The organism is Christensenellaceae bacterium 44-20 (assembly GCA_041223705.1).
In the GTDB taxonomy this organism is placed as follows: Bacteria; Bacillota; Clostridia; order Christensenellales; family Christensenellaceae; genus QANA01.
This window is the reverse complement of record JBCLQU010000003.1, coordinates 136,585-155,891: the sequence shown is the minus strand read 5'-3', so window position 1 is coordinate 155,891 and position 19,307 is coordinate 136,585. Positions and strand designations below refer to the sequence as shown.

At 59.9% G+C, this 19,307-nt stretch carries 14 protein-coding genes; 8 read left to right on the top strand and 6 right to left on the bottom strand.

Translation table 11 applies throughout. From position 1 onward, the window contains the following. The first annotated feature begins 572 nt into the window (after positions 1-572). The 6 genes from larE to AALG83_08905 all read left to right on the top strand — a co-directional run bounded on the left by larE (position 573) and on the right by AALG83_08905 (position 7,912). On the top strand, positions 573-1,316 hold the full coding sequence (gene larE / locus AALG83_08930) for an ATP-dependent sacrificial sulfur transferase LarE (GenBank protein ID MEY8383273.1): 744 nt from the start codon (positions 573-575) through the stop codon (positions 1,314-1,316). 577 nt (positions 1,317-1,893) lie between these two features. Further along, positions 1,894-2,649, top strand: coding sequence for a nickel pincer cofactor biosynthesis protein LarB (gene larB / locus AALG83_08925; protein MEY8383272.1), 756 nt, complete (start codon positions 1,894-1,896; stop codon positions 2,647-2,649). Then, positions 2,646-4,148, top strand: a complete 1,503-nt coding sequence (gene larC / locus AALG83_08920; GenBank protein ID MEY8383271.1) for a nickel pincer cofactor biosynthesis protein LarC — start codon at positions 2,646-2,648, stop codon at positions 4,146-4,148. Before larB ends, larC begins: the two co-directional genes overlap by 4 nt. 299 nt (positions 4,149-4,447) lie before the next feature. Beyond that, entirely contained in the window at positions 4,448-4,591 is a 144-nt protein-coding gene (locus AALG83_08915; GenBank protein MEY8383270.1) for a hypothetical protein, read from the top strand. Between the two features lie 118 nt (positions 4,592-4,709). Further along, positions 4,710-4,904, top strand: a complete 195-nt coding sequence (locus AALG83_08910; GenBank protein ID MEY8383269.1) for a hypothetical protein — start codon at positions 4,710-4,712, stop codon at positions 4,902-4,904. 671 nt (positions 4,905-5,575) lie between these two features. Further along, positions 5,576-7,912: a cation-translocating P-type ATPase gene (locus AALG83_08905; protein ID MEY8383268.1), complete on the top strand. Its 2,337-nt coding sequence runs from the start codon at positions 5,576-5,578 to the stop codon at positions 7,910-7,912. A 762-nt stretch (positions 7,913-8,674) separates the two neighbouring features. Here the strand turns inward: AALG83_08905 and AALG83_08900 are convergent. The 4 genes from AALG83_08900 to AALG83_08885 form a co-directional block, all read right to left on the bottom strand. Continuing rightward, positions 8,675-9,937, bottom strand: a complete 1,263-nt coding sequence (locus AALG83_08900; GenBank protein ID MEY8383267.1) for an MFS transporter — start codon at positions 9,935-9,937, stop codon at positions 8,675-8,677. A gap of 59 nt (positions 9,938-9,996) precedes the next feature. Then, positions 9,997-10,755 (bottom strand): carboxymuconolactone decarboxylase family protein, encoded by a 759-nt coding sequence (locus tag AALG83_08895; protein ID MEY8383266.1) that lies wholly within the window; start codon positions 10,753-10,755, stop codon positions 9,997-9,999. 128 nt (positions 10,756-10,883) lie between these two features. After that, on the bottom strand, positions 10,884-11,363 hold the full coding sequence (locus AALG83_08890; GenBank protein MEY8383265.1) for a flavodoxin: 480 nt from the start codon (positions 11,361-11,363) through the stop codon (positions 10,884-10,886). A gap of 662 nt (positions 11,364-12,025) precedes the next feature. Further along, on the bottom strand, positions 12,026-13,171 hold the full coding sequence (locus tag AALG83_08885; protein MEY8383264.1) for an aldo/keto reductase: 1,146 nt from the start codon (positions 13,169-13,171) through the stop codon (positions 12,026-12,028). Between the two features lie 421 nt (positions 13,172-13,592). Between AALG83_08885 and AALG83_08880 the strand changes: the two genes are divergently transcribed. Continuing rightward, on the top strand, positions 13,593-13,820 hold the full coding sequence (locus AALG83_08880; protein MEY8383263.1) for a hypothetical protein: 228 nt from the start codon (positions 13,593-13,595) through the stop codon (positions 13,818-13,820). Between the two features lie 67 nt (positions 13,821-13,887). On the opposite strand, the gene AALG83_08875 is transcribed toward AALG83_08880, so the two are convergent. Then, the gene (locus AALG83_08875; protein MEY8383262.1) at positions 13,888-14,496 is read right to left on the bottom strand and encodes a hypothetical protein; all 609 of its coding nucleotides are present in this window, start codon (positions 14,494-14,496) and stop codon (positions 13,888-13,890) included. Between the two features lie 481 nt (positions 14,497-14,977). Next, positions 14,978-15,487 (bottom strand): helix-turn-helix domain-containing protein, encoded by a 510-nt coding sequence (locus AALG83_08870; GenBank protein ID MEY8383261.1) that lies wholly within the window; start codon positions 15,485-15,487, stop codon positions 14,978-14,980. Between the two features lie 1,116 nt (positions 15,488-16,603). Between AALG83_08870 and gyrB the strand changes: the two genes are divergently transcribed. After that, positions 16,604-18,532, top strand: a complete 1,929-nt coding sequence (gene gyrB / locus AALG83_08865) for a DNA topoisomerase (ATP-hydrolyzing) subunit B (protein MEY8383260.1) — start codon at positions 16,604-16,606, stop codon at positions 18,530-18,532. Positions 18,533-19,307 lie beyond the last annotated feature (775 nt).

Sequence of the window (19,307 nt, the reverse complement as noted above, 5' to 3'; positions counted from 1 at the left end):
TTTTCAGCTCCGCGTGCGGCAACGGCAAGTTTCACATCCCCAGCAATCGGGTACAGCGGCGCGTGCGGGCAAGCACAGCACGGGAGAGCATTTGCTCCCTGACAAGCCGATTTTCAGCTCCGCGTGCGGCAACGGCAAGTTTCACATCCCCAGCAATCGGGTACAGCGGCGCGTGCGGGCAAGCACAACACGGGAGAGCATTTGCCCTCTGGCAAATTAACTTTCAGCTCCGCGTGCGGCGACAGCAGGTTTCACATTCCCATCATTCGGGTATAAAAAAGCATTTCCCCGCGAAATGTTTTCGCAGAAAAATGCCTTCCTGACATAGTTATGAATAAAAACGGGAAATCCCGGCGATGGCCGGGCTGTTCGTGCATGGCGGCCCTTCCTGAGCCGGTTACCTGGTTATTATAGCAAAGCCGGGCAGGGGCGTCAAGGTTTGACAAGCCCCGCTCCGGCCACTATAATAAAAGCAAGCAGTATCAGGAAGATACCATTTTGCCAGGAAGGCCGCGCCATGGGTGCCCGTTTTCGTGGCTTTTTTTGTCATCAGCATAAACAAAGGAGAGAGCATGACGCTGGAGAAATTTTTCAGGGAAAACCCCAGGGCCGCCGTCGCCTTTTCGGGCGGAGTGGATTCGGCCTACCTGCTCTGGGCGGCCAGGCAGTGCGGCGCGGATATCCGGGCATACTACGTCAAAACGCAGTTCCAGCCGGCTTTTGAGCTGGCGGATGCACAGCGGCTGGCCCAGGAGATCGGCGTGCCTATGACCGTCCTGCGGCAGGACGCGCTGGCCAGCGAAGCTGTGGCCCAAAACCCGGCGGACCGCTGCTACTACTGCAAGCAGGGTATTTTTACTGGGATTTTGCAGGCCGCGGCGGCAGACGGCTACACGCTGGTTCTGGACGGCACCAACGCTTCGGATGACGCGGACGACCGCCCGGGTATGCGGGCCCTGCGCGAGCTTCGCGTGCGCTCGCCCCTGCGGGAATGCGGGCTCAGCAAAGACGAGATTCGCTCGCGCTCGAGGCAGGCCGGGCTGTTTACCTGGAAAAAGCCGGCATACGCCTGCCTTGCCACGCGCATCCCCACTGGCCAGCGCATCACGGCCGAGCTTTTGGGCAAAATCGAGCGGGCCGAGGACTTCCTGTTTTCCCTCGGGTTTACGGATTTCCGCGTGCGCATCTTATCCGGCTGCGCGCGGCTTCAGCTGCCCGAGGCGCAGATGAGCCAGGCCATCCGGCAAAGAGGCGCCATCCTCCGGGAGCTGGGCCCGCTGTTCGGCGGCGTACTGCTGGATTTAAAGGAGCGGTAGGCGGGGAAGGTCAAGGGCGATGGGTAAACATGGGGGCAAGCCCCCATACCCCCTTACAATATAATAGTAGGGAGGCAGCGCGGAAAGAGAGGGAATACGGCGGGCAATCTTTGCCGCCCTAAACCCGGCATATCCCAAGTATGGGGTATGGGGCTTCGCCCCATGGCTGCTAAACAGCCCTTGGCCAACCGAAACGGGAGAGCATTTGCCCTCTGGCAAGCTGATTTTCAACGCCGCGTGCGGCGACGGCAATTCCCGCCGCCCCGCCATTCGGGTGCAACAGCCAAAAGGGCAAGAGCGCTTCTGATTTGCGGGGCAGAGGGTCAAGGGCGATGGGTAAACATGGGGGCAAGCCCCCATACCCCCTATATAATAGGAACGCAATTTGCAGGAAAAGCGTGTGCGCCGGAAACAGCATGGGAGAGCATTTGCTCACTGACTGGCCGACTGCCAGCGGCGCGTGCGGGTCGGCACAGCATGAGCGAGTATGCGCTCTCTGACAGGCTGACTTTCAGCGCCGCGTGCGAAACTGACAGATTCCGCCGCCCTATCATTCGGGTGTAGAAAAGGAGTAGAGATGGAGAGAGAACAGTTGCTTGCCCTGCTGGGGCAGGTCCAAAGCGGGGAAATCTCCCCGGAAGAAGCGCTGAACCGCTTCCGGCTGGCGCCTTTTGAGGATTTGGGGTATGCCAAAGTCGACCACCACCGCTCCCTGCGCCAGGGCGCGGCGGAAGTCATCTACGGGCGCAGCAAGACGCCCGAGCAGATTCTGGGCATCGCCCAATCCATGATTGCCGGCGGCGCGCGCAACATCCTCATCACCCGCATGTCGCCCCAGGCGGCAGAGCTGGTGGGAGAGGAAATCGAGCTGGATTACCACCCCATCCCCCAAATCGGCATTGCGGCGCCGATGAAGCAGGAACTTCTGGGGGAAATCGTCGTGGCATCCGGCGGAACCAGCGATATGCCCGTCTGCGAAGAGGCCGCGCTGACGGCGGAGGCGCTGGGCAGCCACGTTACCCGGCTTTACGACGTGGGCGTGGCCGGCCTGCACCGCCTGCTGGCGCATCTGCCCGAGCTTTCCCGGGCGCGGGTGGTGGTGGCGGTGGCCGGGATGGAAGGCGCGCTGGCCAGTGTCATCGGCGGGCTGGTAGACTGCCCGGTCATCGCCGTGCCCACCAGCATCGGCTACGGCGCAAACTTCGGCGGGCTTTCCGCCCTGCTTTCCATGCTCAATTCCTGCGCCAGCGGGTGCAGTGTCGTCAATATCGATAATGGGTTTGGCGCTGGCTTTCTGGCCAGCCGCATCAACCAGATGGAGGGAATTAGATGAAAACGCTGTATTTACAGTGCAATATGGGCGCGGCGGGAGATATGCTCATGGCCGCGCTTTACGAGCTGCTGGAGCCGGGGGCCCGGCAGGAGTTTTTGCGGGACATGAACGCGCTGGGCATTCCCGGTCTGAAGGTCGCGGCAACCCCGGCGCAGAAGTGCGGCATTTGGGGGACGCATATGGACGTGCGCATCGGCGGGCAGGAGGAGCACAGCCACGACCTGCCCCACGGCCATTGCCACAGCCACGATGGGGAAGAGCACGGGCACGGCTGCTGCGGGCATGGGCATACCCACCAAGGCCAAGCAGGCCATTGCCACAGCCGCGCCATGCTGGCAGACGGCCAAAACCTCCAGCTGACCGCTCCCACCGAGCCGGAAGGGCACAGCCATCATCACAGCGAAGGACAGGGGGAGCACAGCCATTGCCACGGCGGGCACGCGCACAGCCACGAAGAGGGTTGCTGCCATGAACATGACGGCGGGCACGGCGAAGGCCACGGCCACCATCATGGCGGCGAACACGGCCATACGCACGAACACGGCCATTCCCACAGCCATTCGGGCATGGCGGATATCGAGCATCTGCTGGCGCATCTGCCCGTCTCCGAGCAGGTCCGGGAAAACGCGCTGGCGGTTTACCGCCTGATTGCCCAGGCCGAATCCCACGCCCACGGCCAGCCCGTCAGCCAGATTCACTTCCACGAGGTGGGCACCATGGACGCGGTGGCAGACGTGGTTGGGGTGTGTATGCTGATGGAGCGCATCGGCGCGCAGAAAATCCTGGCTTCGGCTGTGCATGTGGGCAGCGGGCAGGTGCGCTGTGCGCATGGGGTGCTGCCCGTCCCGGCACCGGCCACAGCGCATATTCTGCGGGGTGTTCCCACCTACGGCGGCGAGATTGCCGGCGAGCTGTGCACGCCCACCGGCGCGGCGCTGCTCCGGCACTTCGCCCAGGGCTTTGGCCCCATGCCCGCGCTCTGCGCTTCGGCCATCGGCTACGGCATGGGCACCAAGGATTTCGCCGCGGCCAACTGTGTGCGGGCGTTTTTGGGCGACGACGGCGCAGGGGAGGGCGGCCCGAACGGCGAGATTGCCCTGCTCTGCTGTAATCTGGACGACATGCCCGGCGAGGATTTGGGCTTTGCCCAGCAGGCGCTTTTGGATGAGGGCGCGCTGGACGTTTACACGCTGCCCATCGGGATGAAGAAAAACCGCCCGGCCGTGCTGCTCTGCTGTATCTGCGAGCCGGATGCAGCGGATAAGCTGGCCGCCGCCATGCTGCGGCACACCAGCACCTTCGGCGTGCGCAGGACACTTTGCCAGCGGTATATGCTCTCCCGCAGTTTTGAGCAGGTGCAGACGCCCTGCGGTGCTGTGCGCATCAAGACCGGCCAGGGTTACGGCGTGAAAAAGAGCAAGGCAGAATATGAGGACATCGCCCGCATCGCCCGGGAGCAGGGCATTTCCCTGGCAGAGGCCCGGGCGCTGCTCAAATAGAAGTACGCAAACAAAAAGAGCCTGCAAGGGCTCTTTTTGTTTGCAAAGAAAGGGGGGTAGCAGAAGGTCAAGGGCCATGGGTTAACATGGGGGCAGAGCCCCCATACCCCCATGAAAAGACAAAATAGGAGAGCACACACGCCGCATGGATGAGTGATTTTCAGCGGCGCGTACGGAATCGACAGGCTCCACATTCCCATCATTCGGGTGCAGAAAAGCCCCCCATACCCCCCATTACTATGATAAGAATAGGATAGTGCGAAAAGAAAATGCGTGCGGAGGCTATATGATGAGCGAATATGTGGCTTCTGACAAGCTGGCCGACAGCCAGCGGCGCGTGGGGGGAGCGGCACAGCATGAGCGAGTATGCGCCCTCTGACAGGCTGACTTCCAGCGCCGCGTGCGGCGATTGCACCCTCCACATTCCCATCATTCGGGTATAAAAAAAGATTTTTATCTGTTATCATAGAGGTATAGATAAAATAGCGGCGTAAAAAGCTATCAAATCATCGAAAAGCTGTTGGCAAAATAGGCCGCAATTTTCAAAAGGAGGGCGAATTGATGGAAGAACACACTTGCGGCAACTGTACACATTTCCGCCTGCACTACATCCGCCAGTCATGGGGGAGATACGACGCGCTAAGCTATGGGCACTGCGTCTATCCGCGCTGCAAAAAGCGGGAGGTGGCCCATCCTGCCTGCCAATACTGGAAGCCCGCCAAACAGGAGGAGGGAGAGGATTCGCTTTCGGATTAGGGCGCTTCCTGCGCGGGGCACAGCTTCGCGGCCGCTTTGGCGCACTGGCCGCCGGCCTAAGAAACCCGGCTTTCTGTTTTTTGCGCCGGGCACCGCCGCGCCAAGGCGCCTTTCGGGTGTTCAAAGCCGAAATTCTATGATACAATACTCCTGCGGAGGACAATACCGCACCCGAATGAGGGGAATGCGAAAGCTGCTATCGCCGCACGCGAAGCCGGAAGTTAGCCTGCCAGAAAGCAAATGCTCGCACAGGTTGTGCCGACCCGGTGCGCGCTCCTGCGGAGGACACACCCGAATGAGGGGAACGTGAAAGCTGCTATCGCCGCACGCGATGTTGGCAGTCAGCCTGCCAGAGAGCAAATGCTCGCTCATGCTGTGCCGACCCGGTGCGCGCTCCTGCGGAGAGCACACCCGAATGAGGGGAACGTGGAAGCTAAAATCTTTGCACGCGAAGCCGGAAACCAGCCTGCCAGAAGGCACCTGCTCCCTCGTGCCGTGCCCGCCGCACGGGCTGTCTTCCCGCACTATTCCATTCTATTATCCCGGTGAGGGGGTATGGGGGCTTGCCCCCATGTTAGCCCAAGGCCCTTGACCTTTTCCCCATGGCTAAGAACGGCCCTTGAACTTGACCTTTCCCTTCCCCTGACTGCAAAACACAACTGGAGGAAACCATGAACCAAACACCCCGCCTAAATCCCTCGGCCAAAGACGGCCTCTCGGCAGAGCAGGTGCTCGGCCAGAAGCAGGCCGGCCTGCAAAACGCCGCGCCTGAGAAAATCACCAGAACCACCGGGCAGATTATCCGGGACAACGTCTGCACGCTGTTTAACCTCTTCAACCTGCTCATCGCCCTGGCGCTGGCGGCCGTGCATGCGTGGTCCAACCTGTTTTTCATGGCGATTATCGCGCTGAATACGGCCATCGGCATTTTTCAGGAAATCCAGGCCAAAAAGCTGGTGGACAAGCTCTCTCTGCTCTCCGCCCCGAGGGCGCAGGTCGTCCGGGGCGGCGAAATGCAGACTGTGGCCGTGGAAGAGCTGGTGCTGGACGACGTCCTCTGCCTGGAGGGCGGCCGGCAAATCTGCGCAGACGCCATCCTGCTGGAAGGGGAGATTGAGGTCAACGAATCCCTGCTGACGGGCGAGAGCGACCCGGTGGCCAAGCGGCCGGGGGATATGGTGCTCTCGGGCAGCTTCGTGCTTTCGGGGAAGTGCCGCGCCAAAGTGGAGCATATCGGCGCGGCAAACTACGCCACCAAAATCGCCGAGGAGGCCAAGGCGCACCGCAAAGTCAGCTCCGAGCTTCTGGCCTCCATGCGCAAGGTTACCCGGTTTACCGGCTGGTTCATCCTGCCGCTGGGCGCGCTGCTCTTTGTGCAGGCGTATTTTTTCCGGGGCGACATGCTCTCTGAGAGCGTCGTCGGCACGGCCGCCGGCCTGCTGGGTATGCTGCCCAAGGGGCTGCTGCTGCTCATGAGCATCGCCCTGGCCACCGGCGTCATCCGGCTGGGCAAAAAGAAAGTGCTGGTGCAGGAGCTCTATGCCCTGGAGACGCTGGCGCATGTGGACGTGCTCTGCCTGGATAAGACCGGGACCATTACTTCCGGCCGCATGAGCGTCGAGCGGGAGGTAATCCTGGCGGAGGATGCGCGCTTCGAACAGCTGATGGGCAGCTTCCTGGCGCATACCGACGACAACAACGCCACGTTCCAGGCGCTTTCGGATTACTACACTAAGGGCGGCGCGCTGATCCCCTGCGGCAAAGTGCCCTTCTCTTCCCAGCGCAAATGGAGCGCCATGGCTTTTGAGGGCGGGGAGGTGTTCCTGGTGGGCGCGCCCGAGCGGCTCTGCCCGGATTACCAGCTGCCCGAGGAGATTGCGGCGCAAATGGAGGCTGGCGCGCGGGTGCTGATGGCCGGACTGGCGGAGGGAGAGGTCTCGGCGGATGCGCCGCTGCCCGCGGTTACCCCGCTTCGGGCCATTCTCATCGCGGATTCTATCCGGGAAAACGCGCACCAGACGCTGGAATATTTCAAAAATGAGGGAGTCGCCCTCAAGGTGATTTCCGGGGACAACCCGAAAACCGTCTCGGCCATCGCAAAAAAGGCCGGGCTAGATGGGGCAGAGCGGTATCTGGATGCCAGCCAGCTGGGCGAGGCGGAGCTGGCCGCCGCCGCGGAGGAGTATACCGTGTTTGGCAGAGTCTCCCCGCATCAGAAAAAACAGCTGGTGCAGGCGCTCCAGGCCGCGGGGCACCAGGTCGCCATGACGGGCGACGGCGTCAACGATATTCTGGCTCTTCGGGAGGCGGACTGCTCGATTGCCATCGGCGAGGGCAGCGACGCGGCCCGGCAGGTTTCCCAGCTGGTTTTGCTGGAATCGGATTTCGCCGTGCTGCCCCAGGTGCTGGCAGAGGGCAGGAGAGTCGTCAACAACGTCACCCGGGTGGCCAGCATCTTCTTCGTCAAGACGATTTATTCGGCCATTTTATCCCTGCTCTGCATTTTCATGAACACGCCGTTCCCCTTCCTGCCCATTCAGATTACGCTGATTGACCTGGCTATTGAGGGCTACCCGACGCTGTTCATGTCGTTCGAACCGGACGGCCGCAGGGTGCGCGGGCGGTTTTTGCCCCAGGTTCTGCGCCGGGCACTGCCAAACGCGCTGGTGATTGTGGCGGATGTGCTGCTGCTCTGGCTGGCCGGGCCGGCGCTGGGCTTTGCCGGCGCACAGGCCGAGACGGCCATGTATCTGCTGGTGGGCCTGATGGGCATTGCCGCAGTTTTCAAATCCTGCTGGCCGTTTAACAAACTGCGGGTGTTCTTATTTGCGACCATGACCATCGGGTTTTACGCGGCGATTTGCCTATTCCAGGGGCTTTTGCAGGTCTCCCTGCCCAGCGCGGCGCAGCTTCCGGCGCTTCTGGCCATCGCCGCCGGCAGCATTTTGCTGGAGCGCGTTTTCGCGGCTCTCATCGGCTGGGCGGGGAAGGGAAAGGCCAGGGACTAAGGTCAAGGGCTTTGGCTAACATGGGGGCAAGCCCCCATACCCCCCTGACTGGGATAGGAAGAAGAGCAAGTTCAAGGTCAAGGGCTGGGTTTAATCATGGGGCTTCGCCCCATACCCCTTCACTTGGGTATAAAAATGGGTTGGGAAAAGGTAAGGTCAGGGGCGGTTCCTAGTTATGGGGCTCCGCCCCATACCCCGTGCCCGAGATAGGAAGAAGGGCAAGTTCAAGGGCCGCTCTTAACCATGGAGCTTCGCCGCCCCATGACTGGGAAGGATAAATGGGGCAGTGCGAAAATAGGTTTTGTGCGGCGGGCACAATGCGGGAGAGCATGTGACCGCTGGCAAATAAGATTCGCAGGCAAAGCCACGGCCCGTGCGAGCATGTGCTGGCTGACAAGCTGACTTCCAGCTTCACGTGCAGAGCTGGCAGGTTTTGCTGTTCTGTCATTCGGGTGCCGCCCTCCGCTAGGAGCGCGTGAGGAGCTGGCAGATTCCGCACTCCCGGCAATCGAGTTCAGACAAGGCCCCGCCGCCTAGGCATAATAAAAGAGCGAGTGCATCATGATAAATTTGCACTCGCTCTTTTATTTCCTCTTATAAGGGCGCGTCTGCCAAATCCAAAGAGCAAGGCCGCGAAACCCTTTGCCCGCGCATACTGCCGCCGCTTAGCCAGCAATCAGGCGCGCACTCACATCTCTTTTTCTTTATCATGGGGGTATGGGGCGAAGCCCCATGGTTAAGAGCGGCCCTTGACCTTGCCCTTTAAGCCTTGGCCTTTTCCGCCGCCTTCTCCCGCTTTTTGGCGGCAAGCAGCGCGCCCATCAGGCAGGCGGCCATGAGCACGGAGAATACCAGCCAGAGCATCCAGGCAGGAGTGTAGCTGCCGCTGGCGTCGTAAATCACGCCCATGAGCGGCGCGGCCACGGCGGCGCCCAGCGTCGACGCCATGGAAGCCAGGCTGAAAATCGAGGCGAAATCCCGGTCGCCGAACACATGGCGCACCAAGGCGCTGATGCCCACAGACGGCCCCATGCCCGTAAACCCGAGAAACGCGGCATACGCCCAGGGGATGCCCGGAACGCGGCAGAACAGCGCCAAAACCGGGAAGCCGATGCAGGCCGCGCAGAGCAGCAGCGCCGTCCGGGGCGTGCCCAGGCGGTCGAACAGCGTGCCCGCGGCGATTTTTCCCGCGGCCACCACCGCCATATACCCGGAGGTTACGGCCGCGGCAAAGGCTGTGGAATAGCCGAGGTCCTGCAAAAAGGCGACGTTGTGGTTGCTGGGGCCGCCGCAGCAGATATTGAGCAGGAAGAACCCGAAAATCAGCAGCCAGAAGGCGGGCATCTTCTTTGCGGCAAACAGGGAAACCCCGCTCCCGGCCCCTGCCGGAGCCTGCCCTTCCTCCTGCTTTTTGCCCGGGGCCTGATAGGGCGCAAGGCCCATCTGGGCAGGGCGATCCCGCAGGAGCAGCAAAATCACGGGCAGCAGCACGGCCACCGAAACCGCCGCCACGCCCCGGTAGGCCCAGCGCCAGCCCAGCCGCTCGGCAAGCTGGCTGATGATGGGCACGAACACCGCGCCGCCCAGGCCCGTCCCGGCGTAGGCGATGCCGGCAACCGTGCTCCGATTATCCAAAAACCAGTTGTTGATGAGCACGCCGATGCTCAGAAAGCTGATGCCGTTGGTAAAAATGCCCTCCAGCGCCGCAGCGAGATAGAACTGCCAAAGCGCGCCGGCAAAGGAATACAGCGTATAGGCCAGCGCATTGCCCATTAGGCCAATCAGCATGACTTTTTTCACGCCCGCCTTTCGGATGAGCCGGGCAAAGACGGGCATGAGCAGTGCCCCCAGCAGTGAGACGATGGTGCGGTAGAGCGTAAACTCGCCTTTGGCAAAGCCCATCTGCGCGCAGACGGGCGCGATATAGGCGGCCGCCGCGCCGGTAAACGCGCCGCACCCCAGCATCATCAGCGCGACGGATGCCGCCACGATAACCCAGCCGTAAAACGGCTTTTTCTTTTCCAATTTTCCTTTTCCCCTAACCCAGGCCCGCGCCTGTTTCTCCCTCGCCCTCTATTTTACCCCTATTTCTCCGCGGGCACAATCTCATTGATGCAGGAAAGGGCGCCCAGCGCCCGGGGAAAGCCGATATAGGGCAGGCACTGGGTCAGCGCGGCGATAAGGGTCCCCCGGGTATTGCCCACATTCAGGTTGCCCCGAATATGCGCGCGCACCTGGCCCTCGCAGCCGCCCAGGGCGCAGAGCACGCTGAAGGTGAGCAGCTCGCGCATGGGGATGCCAAGGCCGCCCCGGGTGTAGATATCGCCAAAGCAGTAGGCCGAGAGGTAATCCTGAATGTGTTTCAGATCTTCCGGCGCGGAGCCGCGCATATTCATGATCGTCTCCTGGCCGAAGATGGCGCACTGGGCTTCCAGCCCCTTTTGCAGGCGGGTTTCCTCACTAACCGTGGCCTGGGCGGGATGCGGCAGGGAAATGCCCCGCTGCTCGAACACCTGGTTGGCCTGCTGCGCGGCGACCAGCGTCCGCGGGAAGCCGATATACGGCGCGCACTGGTAGATGGCCTCCTTGATCTGCGTGGGTGTCGCGCCGACGCAGAGCGCCGCGCCCACATGCGAGCGGCACTGATCCGGCGTGCCCAGCGCGGCCAGCACGGCGACGGTGATCAGCTCCCGCTGGACGTCTTCCAGGCCGCCCTGCTGCCAGACTTCGCCAAACAGAAAGTAATCCAGAATTTTTTGCAGTTCCGGGTCTGCCGGGTTTTGGCTGACGGGCGCGAGGCCCATCTTTTCCCGGACGATTTGGGAGTGTTTGATGCGATCCATTGTTTTCTCCTTTTTTGAGCGGGCTATGTCTGGGGCCGGGAGCCTGCTTTGAACGCGCATCCCGCTCCCGCAAAAGCCCAGTTTTTAAATATAAAGGCCAGCCGGGCTGCCGGCTGGCCTGTTTGCCGCTAGTTCAGGCCGGCCTGCTCAAGCCATGCGGCGATTTTGCCCTCGGCATCCGCGCCGCCGTCGTCATAAAGGGCAATGCCGGCGCAGTTCTGCGCGCCTGGGCAGAGCGCCAGGGTATCCCGCTCCAGCCCGGCCATCCCGCCACCGCCATGCGTGCAGAAGGGGGCGACGCGCTTGCCCGCAAAATCCTGCTGTTCCAGAAAGGCCGCGATAGGCGGCGCAATGGTGCTCCACCAGTTGGGGCTGCCGATGAAAAAGGTGTCGTAATTTGATGCAATTTCTGCATAAGGCTGTAGCTCGGGGCGGAAATTTGTCGAAATCTCCTGTTTCGCCTGGGCCACGACTGCGTCATACTCGCAGGGGTACGCGGACACCGGCTGGATTTCCAGCAGGTCTGCGCCCGTCTGCGCCGCGATGATGCGCGCGATTTTCTCTGTGTTGCCCGAGTGGGTGTAGTAGACCACGAGTTTGTTTGACATGGTTTTTCTTCCTTTCTATTTGAGTTGGATGGAAAAAGGGCAAGGGCAGTGGGTAATCATGGGGCTTCCGCCCCATACCCCTTCACTAAGTAAACAGAACAGAGCCAAAGGCAGTGGACAGTTATAGGGCGATAGATCAAGGGCTGTTCGTTGACATGGGCTTCGCGTTCAGGCCACACAAAAGGCGAAAGGGCAAGCGCCGCTTCTAATCATGGGGGCACGGCCCCCATACCCCCTCACTTGGGAAAAATATGGGAAGGCATTCGCTTTCACAGGCTGAAAACAGCGCGCGGTGATGATGCTTTTCGCCGTCCCGGCAATCGGATAAGCACATGATGAGCGAGCATGTGCCGGCGGGCTGACTGACTGCCGGCTTAGCGTGCGGCGATGGCAGATTTCACACTCCCAGCAATCGGGTAAACACAGCATGAGCGAGCATGTGCTGCCTGACAAACTGATTTCCAGCCCCGCGTGCAGAACTGCCAGTTTCTGCATTCCCATCATTCGGGTATAGCGCCGCGTATGGGATTGGCGGATTCTGCCGTCCTGTCAATCGGGCATTATCCTTCGCAAGAGCAGGTGTGCTTGCCCTTTTTCACCCCAGCCCAAGTGAAGGGGCAGCGAAGCCCCATGGCTGCCCATCGCCCTCGACCTTTTCTCCTCTATTTCCCAAACAGTTCGGCCGCCTGCCGCATGTTTTCCCGAACCGAAACGCCAAACGGGCAGCGGCTCTCGCAGGCGCCGCAGGCAATGCAGTCGCCGCCGGCGCGCTCCAAAACCGCGTAGTGCTCGCGCACGGTTTCGGGGATACCGCCCTGGGCCTTTGCCAGATTGAGCAGCTTGGTTACCATGGCCACATCGATTTTCTGCGGGCAGGGCGCGCAGTGGCCGCAGTACATGCAGTGCCCCTGCCAGCTGATTTTGGGGAACGCGGCAAACGCGGCGGCGTAATCCCGCTCTGCATCCGAGGCATCCTCATAGGCGACGGCATCGGCAAATTCGGCGATTGTGTGCGCGCCCGAGAGCACGCAGGCCACGGCCGGGCGCGTCAGCGCATAGTGGATGCACTGGTTGACCGTCAGCGCGGCGCCGGCGGGCGACATGGCCGCAGAGAGCAGATCGCCGCCGCCAAAGGCTTTCATGACCGTGATGCCCACGCCCAGGCGCTGGCAAGTCTCGTACAGGCGCTCCCGGTCCGGATCCAGGTTGGTGAGCTGGCCGGCATAGGCCTCATCTGCCCAGAGCGCCTCCACATCCTCGCCGGCGGGCTGGAGGTCGTAGCAGGGGTTGACGGAGAACATCAAAACCGCGATATCCCCGCTCTCGGCCGCCGCCTGGGCCACCAGCGGGTTGTGGCTGGAAAGGCCGATATGCCCGATTTTGCCCTGGCGCTGGAGCTCCTTGGCATATTCCAGCACGCCGCCGTCTCTCACTTTCTGCCAATCCGCCATGGAATCCACATAGTGAATCATGCCCACTTCAATATCATCCGTTTGCAGCTCGGCCAGCAGCGCTGCAAAGCCTTGGCGCACTTCGGCCAAATCCCGGGTGCGCTGATACTGCCCATCCTTCCAGACAGAGCAGAGGTGTGCCTGCAAAATGAATTTTTCCCGCCGCCCGGCCAGCGCCTTGCCAAGGGCCGTGCGCGCGGCTGGATCGGAAGTGTATAGATCGATATAGTTGGCGCCTGCCTGCTCGGCAGCATCCAGAAAATCCTGCGCCAGCGCCGGGTTTTGCACAAACCCCTCACAGCCCAGGCCAATTTCGCTCACGTTTAGGCCCGTGCGGCCAAGTTTGCGGTAAATCATCGTCGTTTTCTCCTCCCTAAGGTGATATGGCTCTCTAAAATCATCCTAGCACTTAAAGCCGACTATAAGTCAAGAGGTTTCTTTGAAAAAGGACAGGCCGGGGCGGGGAAGGGCGGTTTGCAATCGTGAAGGGCAAGGTCAGGGGCCGGTTTTTAACATGGGGCAAAGCCCCATACCCCTTTACTAAGGGAACGGCGCAGAGCCAAAGGCAGCGGGTAGTCATGGAGCGATAGGTCAAGGGCCTTGGGTAATCATGGGGGCACGGCCCCCATACCCCCTTACTTGGGAAAAATATGGGAAGGCATTCGCTTTCACAGGCTGAAAACGACGCGCGGTGATAATGCTTTTCGCCGTCCCAGCAATCGGGCAAGCACATGATGAGCGAGCATGCGCTGGCGGGCGGGCTGACTGCCGGCATCGCGTGCGGAAATGGCAGGTTTCACACTCCCGGCAACCGGGTAAGCACGGCCTGTGCGAGCATATGCTGACGGGCTGGCTGGCCACCGGCATCGCGGGCAGGAATGGCAGGTTCAGCCGTCCCATCATTCGGGTACAGCACAGCATGAGCGGGCATGTGCTGACGGGCAGGCTGACTTCCGGCATCGCGGGCAGGAATGGCAGGTTCAGCCGTCCCATCATTCGGGTATAAAAAACCAGCGGGGGTGCCGCTGGCTCTTTTGTTTCTATGGAAGATTCTTCCCGCTTTGTATGAAGCTCTAGCCGTTCAGGTTGAAGGAGAGCATGATGTTGTTGGCGCCCTGGATATAGGCGTTGCCCCGGAGCATATAGTCCACAGCCAGGCTCAGCTTGCCCCAGCTTTGGCCCTCGGATTCGATGATGAGGTCCATAGACTTATAATAGCAGGTGTAGCCCAAAATCATCAGCCGCTGGAAATCCTCAAAGTTTGCGGAAGGGGTCAGCGCCTCGAACCGGGCGCAGAGCTTCTTTGCCTCGGCGGAAATCTCGGAGATGAGCGGCTTCCACTCCTCGGTATTATCGGCCTTGATGGTGTTCGCGTCGACTTTATAGAGCAGGTCTGCCAGATTCTGGGTATCCACCAGAATCGGGGAAGCGCCATCCAGGAAGTAATCTGCATCTTCTTCTGTGATGACGGCGGTTTTGGCGCGCTCCACCATCCGCTCAATCTCCTCATCCGAGATGACCATCGCGGGGTCTATCGTGGGCTCCAGAGTGGGGGTGGGAGTGGGCGTCGGCGTGGCAGAAGGCGCGGCAGGGGGCAAAATTCCCTTGCCCGCGGAAAAGCAGCCCGTCAGCGCGAAGAGCATAACAGCCGCCAAAAGCAGGCTCAACAGTCTTTTTTTCATCGTATCATTTCCTTTCATCATTTCCTGACTATAGTTTAGCACGTTTGCCCTCATCCTGCAAATTTCTACACCCGATTGATGAGAATGTGGAACCTGTTATCGCCGCGCGCGGTGCTGGAGGTCAGCCTGCTCATCAGCACATGCTCGCACAGACTGTGCTTGCCCGGTTGGGGAGATGGCGGAGCCTGCCATTCGCGCACGCGATTGATGGGAATGCGAAACCTGCTGTCGCCGCACGCGCCGCTACACCCGATTGATGGGATAGCAGAACCTGTTATCGCCGCACGCGAAGCCGGCGGTCAGCCTGCTCGTCAGCACATGCTCGCACAGACTGTACCCATCAGCAAAAGCTCCCGCGGACGGCGCAGGAAGGGCGCACTTTGGCATGGGGCCCCGCTCCGTATCCCGCAATGGGAAGCGGGCAGGCCACGCCGCACCTGCCGGGGAAAATCCGAATGATACTCTGAAAAGCCGGGCGATTCTATCTCCTCTTCCACGTCAGAAAAATTCCCGCGACTGCGGCTATCAGGAGAATCGGCGCTGTCCTGACAAACAGCCATTCAAACGCGTGAAAAGCTGTTCCGGCGATGGCAAGTTCCGGGTCGCTGTAATCCCAGCCCAGATAAGGGCCGCGCAGCACAACCAATGCCGCAAAAATCGCGACAATAGCCGCGCACAATAAGACGCATAGCCAAAACAGCAGTTTTCTTCTGGCGGCCTTTCTTTGGGCAAGCTGCAAATTGATTACCTCCAGCTTTTCACAAATGGCTTTTAAATCATCTGTCTCCGGCTGGGCAACCGTCTCTCCAAGCAGAGTGCTGACGGGCGTTTCCAGCGCTTCTGCCAGGGAGAGCAGCAAATCGGCATCGGGAACCGACAAACCCTGCTCCCATTTGGAGATTGTCTGCCGCACCACATTCAGCTTAACCGCAAGCTCTTCCTGCGAAAGCCCTTTGGCTCTTCTAATCGCTTTGATATTTTCATTCAGCATCAAAGGACGCCTCCTTTCTTTTGACACTATTATCACCAAAACTGCCCGTTGCTGCAAGCAACGCAGGATAACATTCGAGGTTATGGCTCTTCTTTCACGGGAAAAGGGCAAGGGCGATGAGTAATCCCCCTCACTGGGAAATGCGGAAAATAGACGCCCATGAGGCGTTTTTCATCATAAGGCGGGCCATGTGAAAGAATCGCTCCTGCCCCGCGAAGCACGGGAGAGCATTTGCCAAATGACAAGCTGATTTTCAGCGGCGCGTGCAGGGCTGGCGGTTTCTGCTGTTTTGCCATTCGGGTACAGAAGGTCAAGGACATTGGTCAACATGGGGCTTCCGCCCCATACCCCGCTGACTTATTCATATAAAGTTGCCCGGGGCGGCGCAGTCTATGCGAGCATTTGCCTTCTGGCTAACTGACTTCCAGCTTCGCGTGCAGGGCCGACAAATTCTACTGTTCTGACATTCGGGTGCGGCATGCCCTCCGCAGGAGCGAAAATGCCGTGTGAGAGTTTTGGAGGCGGGGTGAGTACCCATATATATAGAATAAGAAAAAACTTTCAAATTTCCCAATTATGGTGTATAATAAGAGTGAGCAAAAACCAAGTTTGCCGGGCGCATTTTGGCAGAAGCCAGAAACTCCGGCAGGCGGGAGGGGAAGGCCGCGTGCCTTCCGAAGCGTGGGGGCGCTTTGCCCCCATACCCTCTTTTCAGGAAATACCCGGCATCGGCAAAGGTCAAGGACGATGGGGAAACATGGGGGCGCGCCCCCATACCCCCGACACTTGGGATGATAAATGGGGCAGTGCGGAGATAAATTTTGTGCGGCAGGCACATTATGTGCGAGCATTTGCCTTCTGGCAAGCTAGCTGGCGGCTTCGCGTGCGACGCCGACAGATTTTTCCATCCATCCCGCCATTCGAGTATGCCCTCCGCAGGAGAGAGCATTTCCCCCCTGACAAACAAGTCAACGCACCGCGCGCGGAACTGACAAGCTCCGCCGCCCTAGCAATCGGGTACGCCCTCCGCAGGAGAGAGCAACTGACTGACTCAGCGCGTGAGAAATCAAAAGATTACTGCATCCTAGCAATCGAGTATAAAAAATGGAGAAAACAATGCAAGAGAAAGAAAATCTGCAAAACCACCAGGAAAACGACTACGACGAAAGCCAAATCCAAATTCTGGAGGGGCTGGAGCCGGTGCGCAAACGGCCGGGCATGTATATCGGCTCGACGGACAGCCGCGGCCTGCACCACCTGATTTACGAGGTTGTGGACAACTCGATAGACGAGGCCATGGCTGGCTTTTGCACGCATATCGAAGTAACCCTGACGGCGGGCGGCAGCGCCAGAATTAAGGATAACGGCCGGGGCATCCCCACGGGCATCCACCCCAAAACCGGGCGGACGACGCTGGAAGTGGCGGTCTGCATGCTGCACGCGGGCGGCAAATTCGGCGGCGAGGGGTATAAAGTCTCGGGCGGCCTGCACGGCGTGGGCGTATCCGTCGTCAACGCGCTTTCCACCAAAATGATTGCGACCATCTGGCGGGACGGCCGGGTTGTCACCCAGAGCTACTCCATGGGGCACCCAACTTCCGAGCTCACCGACCTGGGCCCTTCGGACGAGACGGGCACGCAAATCGAGTTTTTCCCGGACCCGGAGATTTTCGAATCCGTAGCCTTTGATTACGACCTGCTGCGCTCCCGCTTCCGGGAGATGGCCTTCCTCAACAAAGGCATCTGCATCACCCTGCGGGACGAGCGGGGTGAAAAGCCGGTGGAGCAGGTCTACGAGTTCGAGGGCGGCATCAAGAGCTTCGTCGAATACCTAAACCGCAACAAAACCCTGCTGCTGGACGAGACCATCTATATGTCTGGCCAGAAGGGCATGGGAATTGTGGAAGTCGCCATGCAGTATAACGACAGCTTCAGCGAAAACGTCCACAGCTTTGCCAACAACATCAACACCCACGAGGGCGGCGCCCACGAGACCGGCTTTCGGAGCGCGCTGACCAAGGCCGTGAACGACTACGCCAGAAAATACAACCTGTTAAAAGAGAAGGACGAGAACCTCTCGGGCGAGGATATCCGGGAGGGGCTGGTGGCGGTCATCTCCGTCAAGCTGCCCGACCCGCAGTTTGAGGGGCAGACCAAAACCAAGCTGGGCAACAGCTATATGCGCACGCTCACGGACAACATCGTCTATACCGGGCTTTCCGAATATCTGGAGGAAAACCCCAAAAACGGCAAGCGCATTGTGGAAAAGTGCATCCTGGCCATGAACGCCAGAGAAGCCGCCCGCAAAGCCCGGGACATGACGCGCAAAAAGAGCGGCGTCTTCTCCATGCCCGCCAAGCTGGCCGACTGCACGAGCAAAGACGTCTCCGAGCGCGAGATTTTCATCGTCGAGGGGGATTCGGCAGGCGGCAGCGCCAAGAGCGGCCGCAACCGCAAGACTCAGGCCATCCTGCCCCTGCGCGGCAAGATTTTGAACGTGGAAAAGACGCGCTACGACAAGGCCCTGGGCAACGCGGAAATCCGCGCCATGATTACCGCCTTTGGCACGGGCATCGGCGAGGAGTTCGACCTCTCCCGCCTGCGCTACGACAAAATCATCATCATGACGGACGCGGACGTGGACGGCAGCCATATTCGGACGCTGCTGCTGACCTTCCTCTACCGGTTCCTGCGGCCGATTATCGAGCAGGGGCATGTTTACATCGCCCAGCCGCCGCTCTACAAGCTGGCCAAGGGCAAGAACGTGCAATACGCCTACACCGAGGCAGACCGGGCCCGCATCGTGGCCGAGATGGGCGACGGCATCGACACCCAGCGCTACAAGGGCCTGGGCGAGATGGACGCTTCCCAGCTCAAGGAGACCACCATGGACCCCGAGCATCGGACGCTCCTGCAAGTCTCCCTGGACGACGCCATCGAGGCCGACGAGGTTTTTACCATTCTCATGGGCGAGGAGGTCGACCCGCGCCGCGTCTTTATCGAGGAGAACTCCAGGCTTGTGGATAAGGATACCCTGGATATTTAAGGGAAAGGGATTAAGGGCGTTAAGGTCAAGGGCTATGGGTAAACATGGGGGCATCGCCCCCATACCCCCTTACTATATTATGATAAGGGAATAGCGTGGAAAGAAAGTATACGTGGTTGGCAGGAAATGGGAGAGCATTCGCCATCTGGCTGGCTGATTTTCAGCGGCGTGTACAGGACCGGCAGATTGCTGTGTTCCATCAATCGGGTATAGGAAGAAACGTGCTTCCCATCAGCAAACTCGAGGCTAGAAATGCGCCGTTTGGGGGTGTGGGGGTGTATGTACGGCGGCACCGACTTACAGTTTCTTCCAGAATTGCTTGTGCGGCAGATTTTAGAAGGTTCCAACATCCTCTATCGCACATCCCACCCCCACGGTGCTGCGCACGGCATACGGAGGCAGCGCGCGTGACGGGCAGAGACTGTGCCAGCATGCGTTTTCGGGCAAGCTGACTTTCAGCTCCGTGTGCAGCGAAAGAAAGCTCCACATTCCCAGCAATCGGGTGTGCCCTCCGCAGGAGCGCCAAAAGTAACAAGAAGAAAGGCTTATGAACAGACCGATGGTCGGATTTTGCACGACCTGGGAGATTTGCGCCAAATAGAAGCCTTTGAACTTGCCTTAGCCCTTCAAAATATACGGCACATAAGATAGAAACCATCTGCTTTTTGCCAATCCTGCAATTTTTGGAGTATTGGGGTATGGGGTGAAACCCCATGTTTAGGAATGGCCCTTGATGCGCACAGCTACGGGTGAGCATTTGCCCTCTGGCAAACTG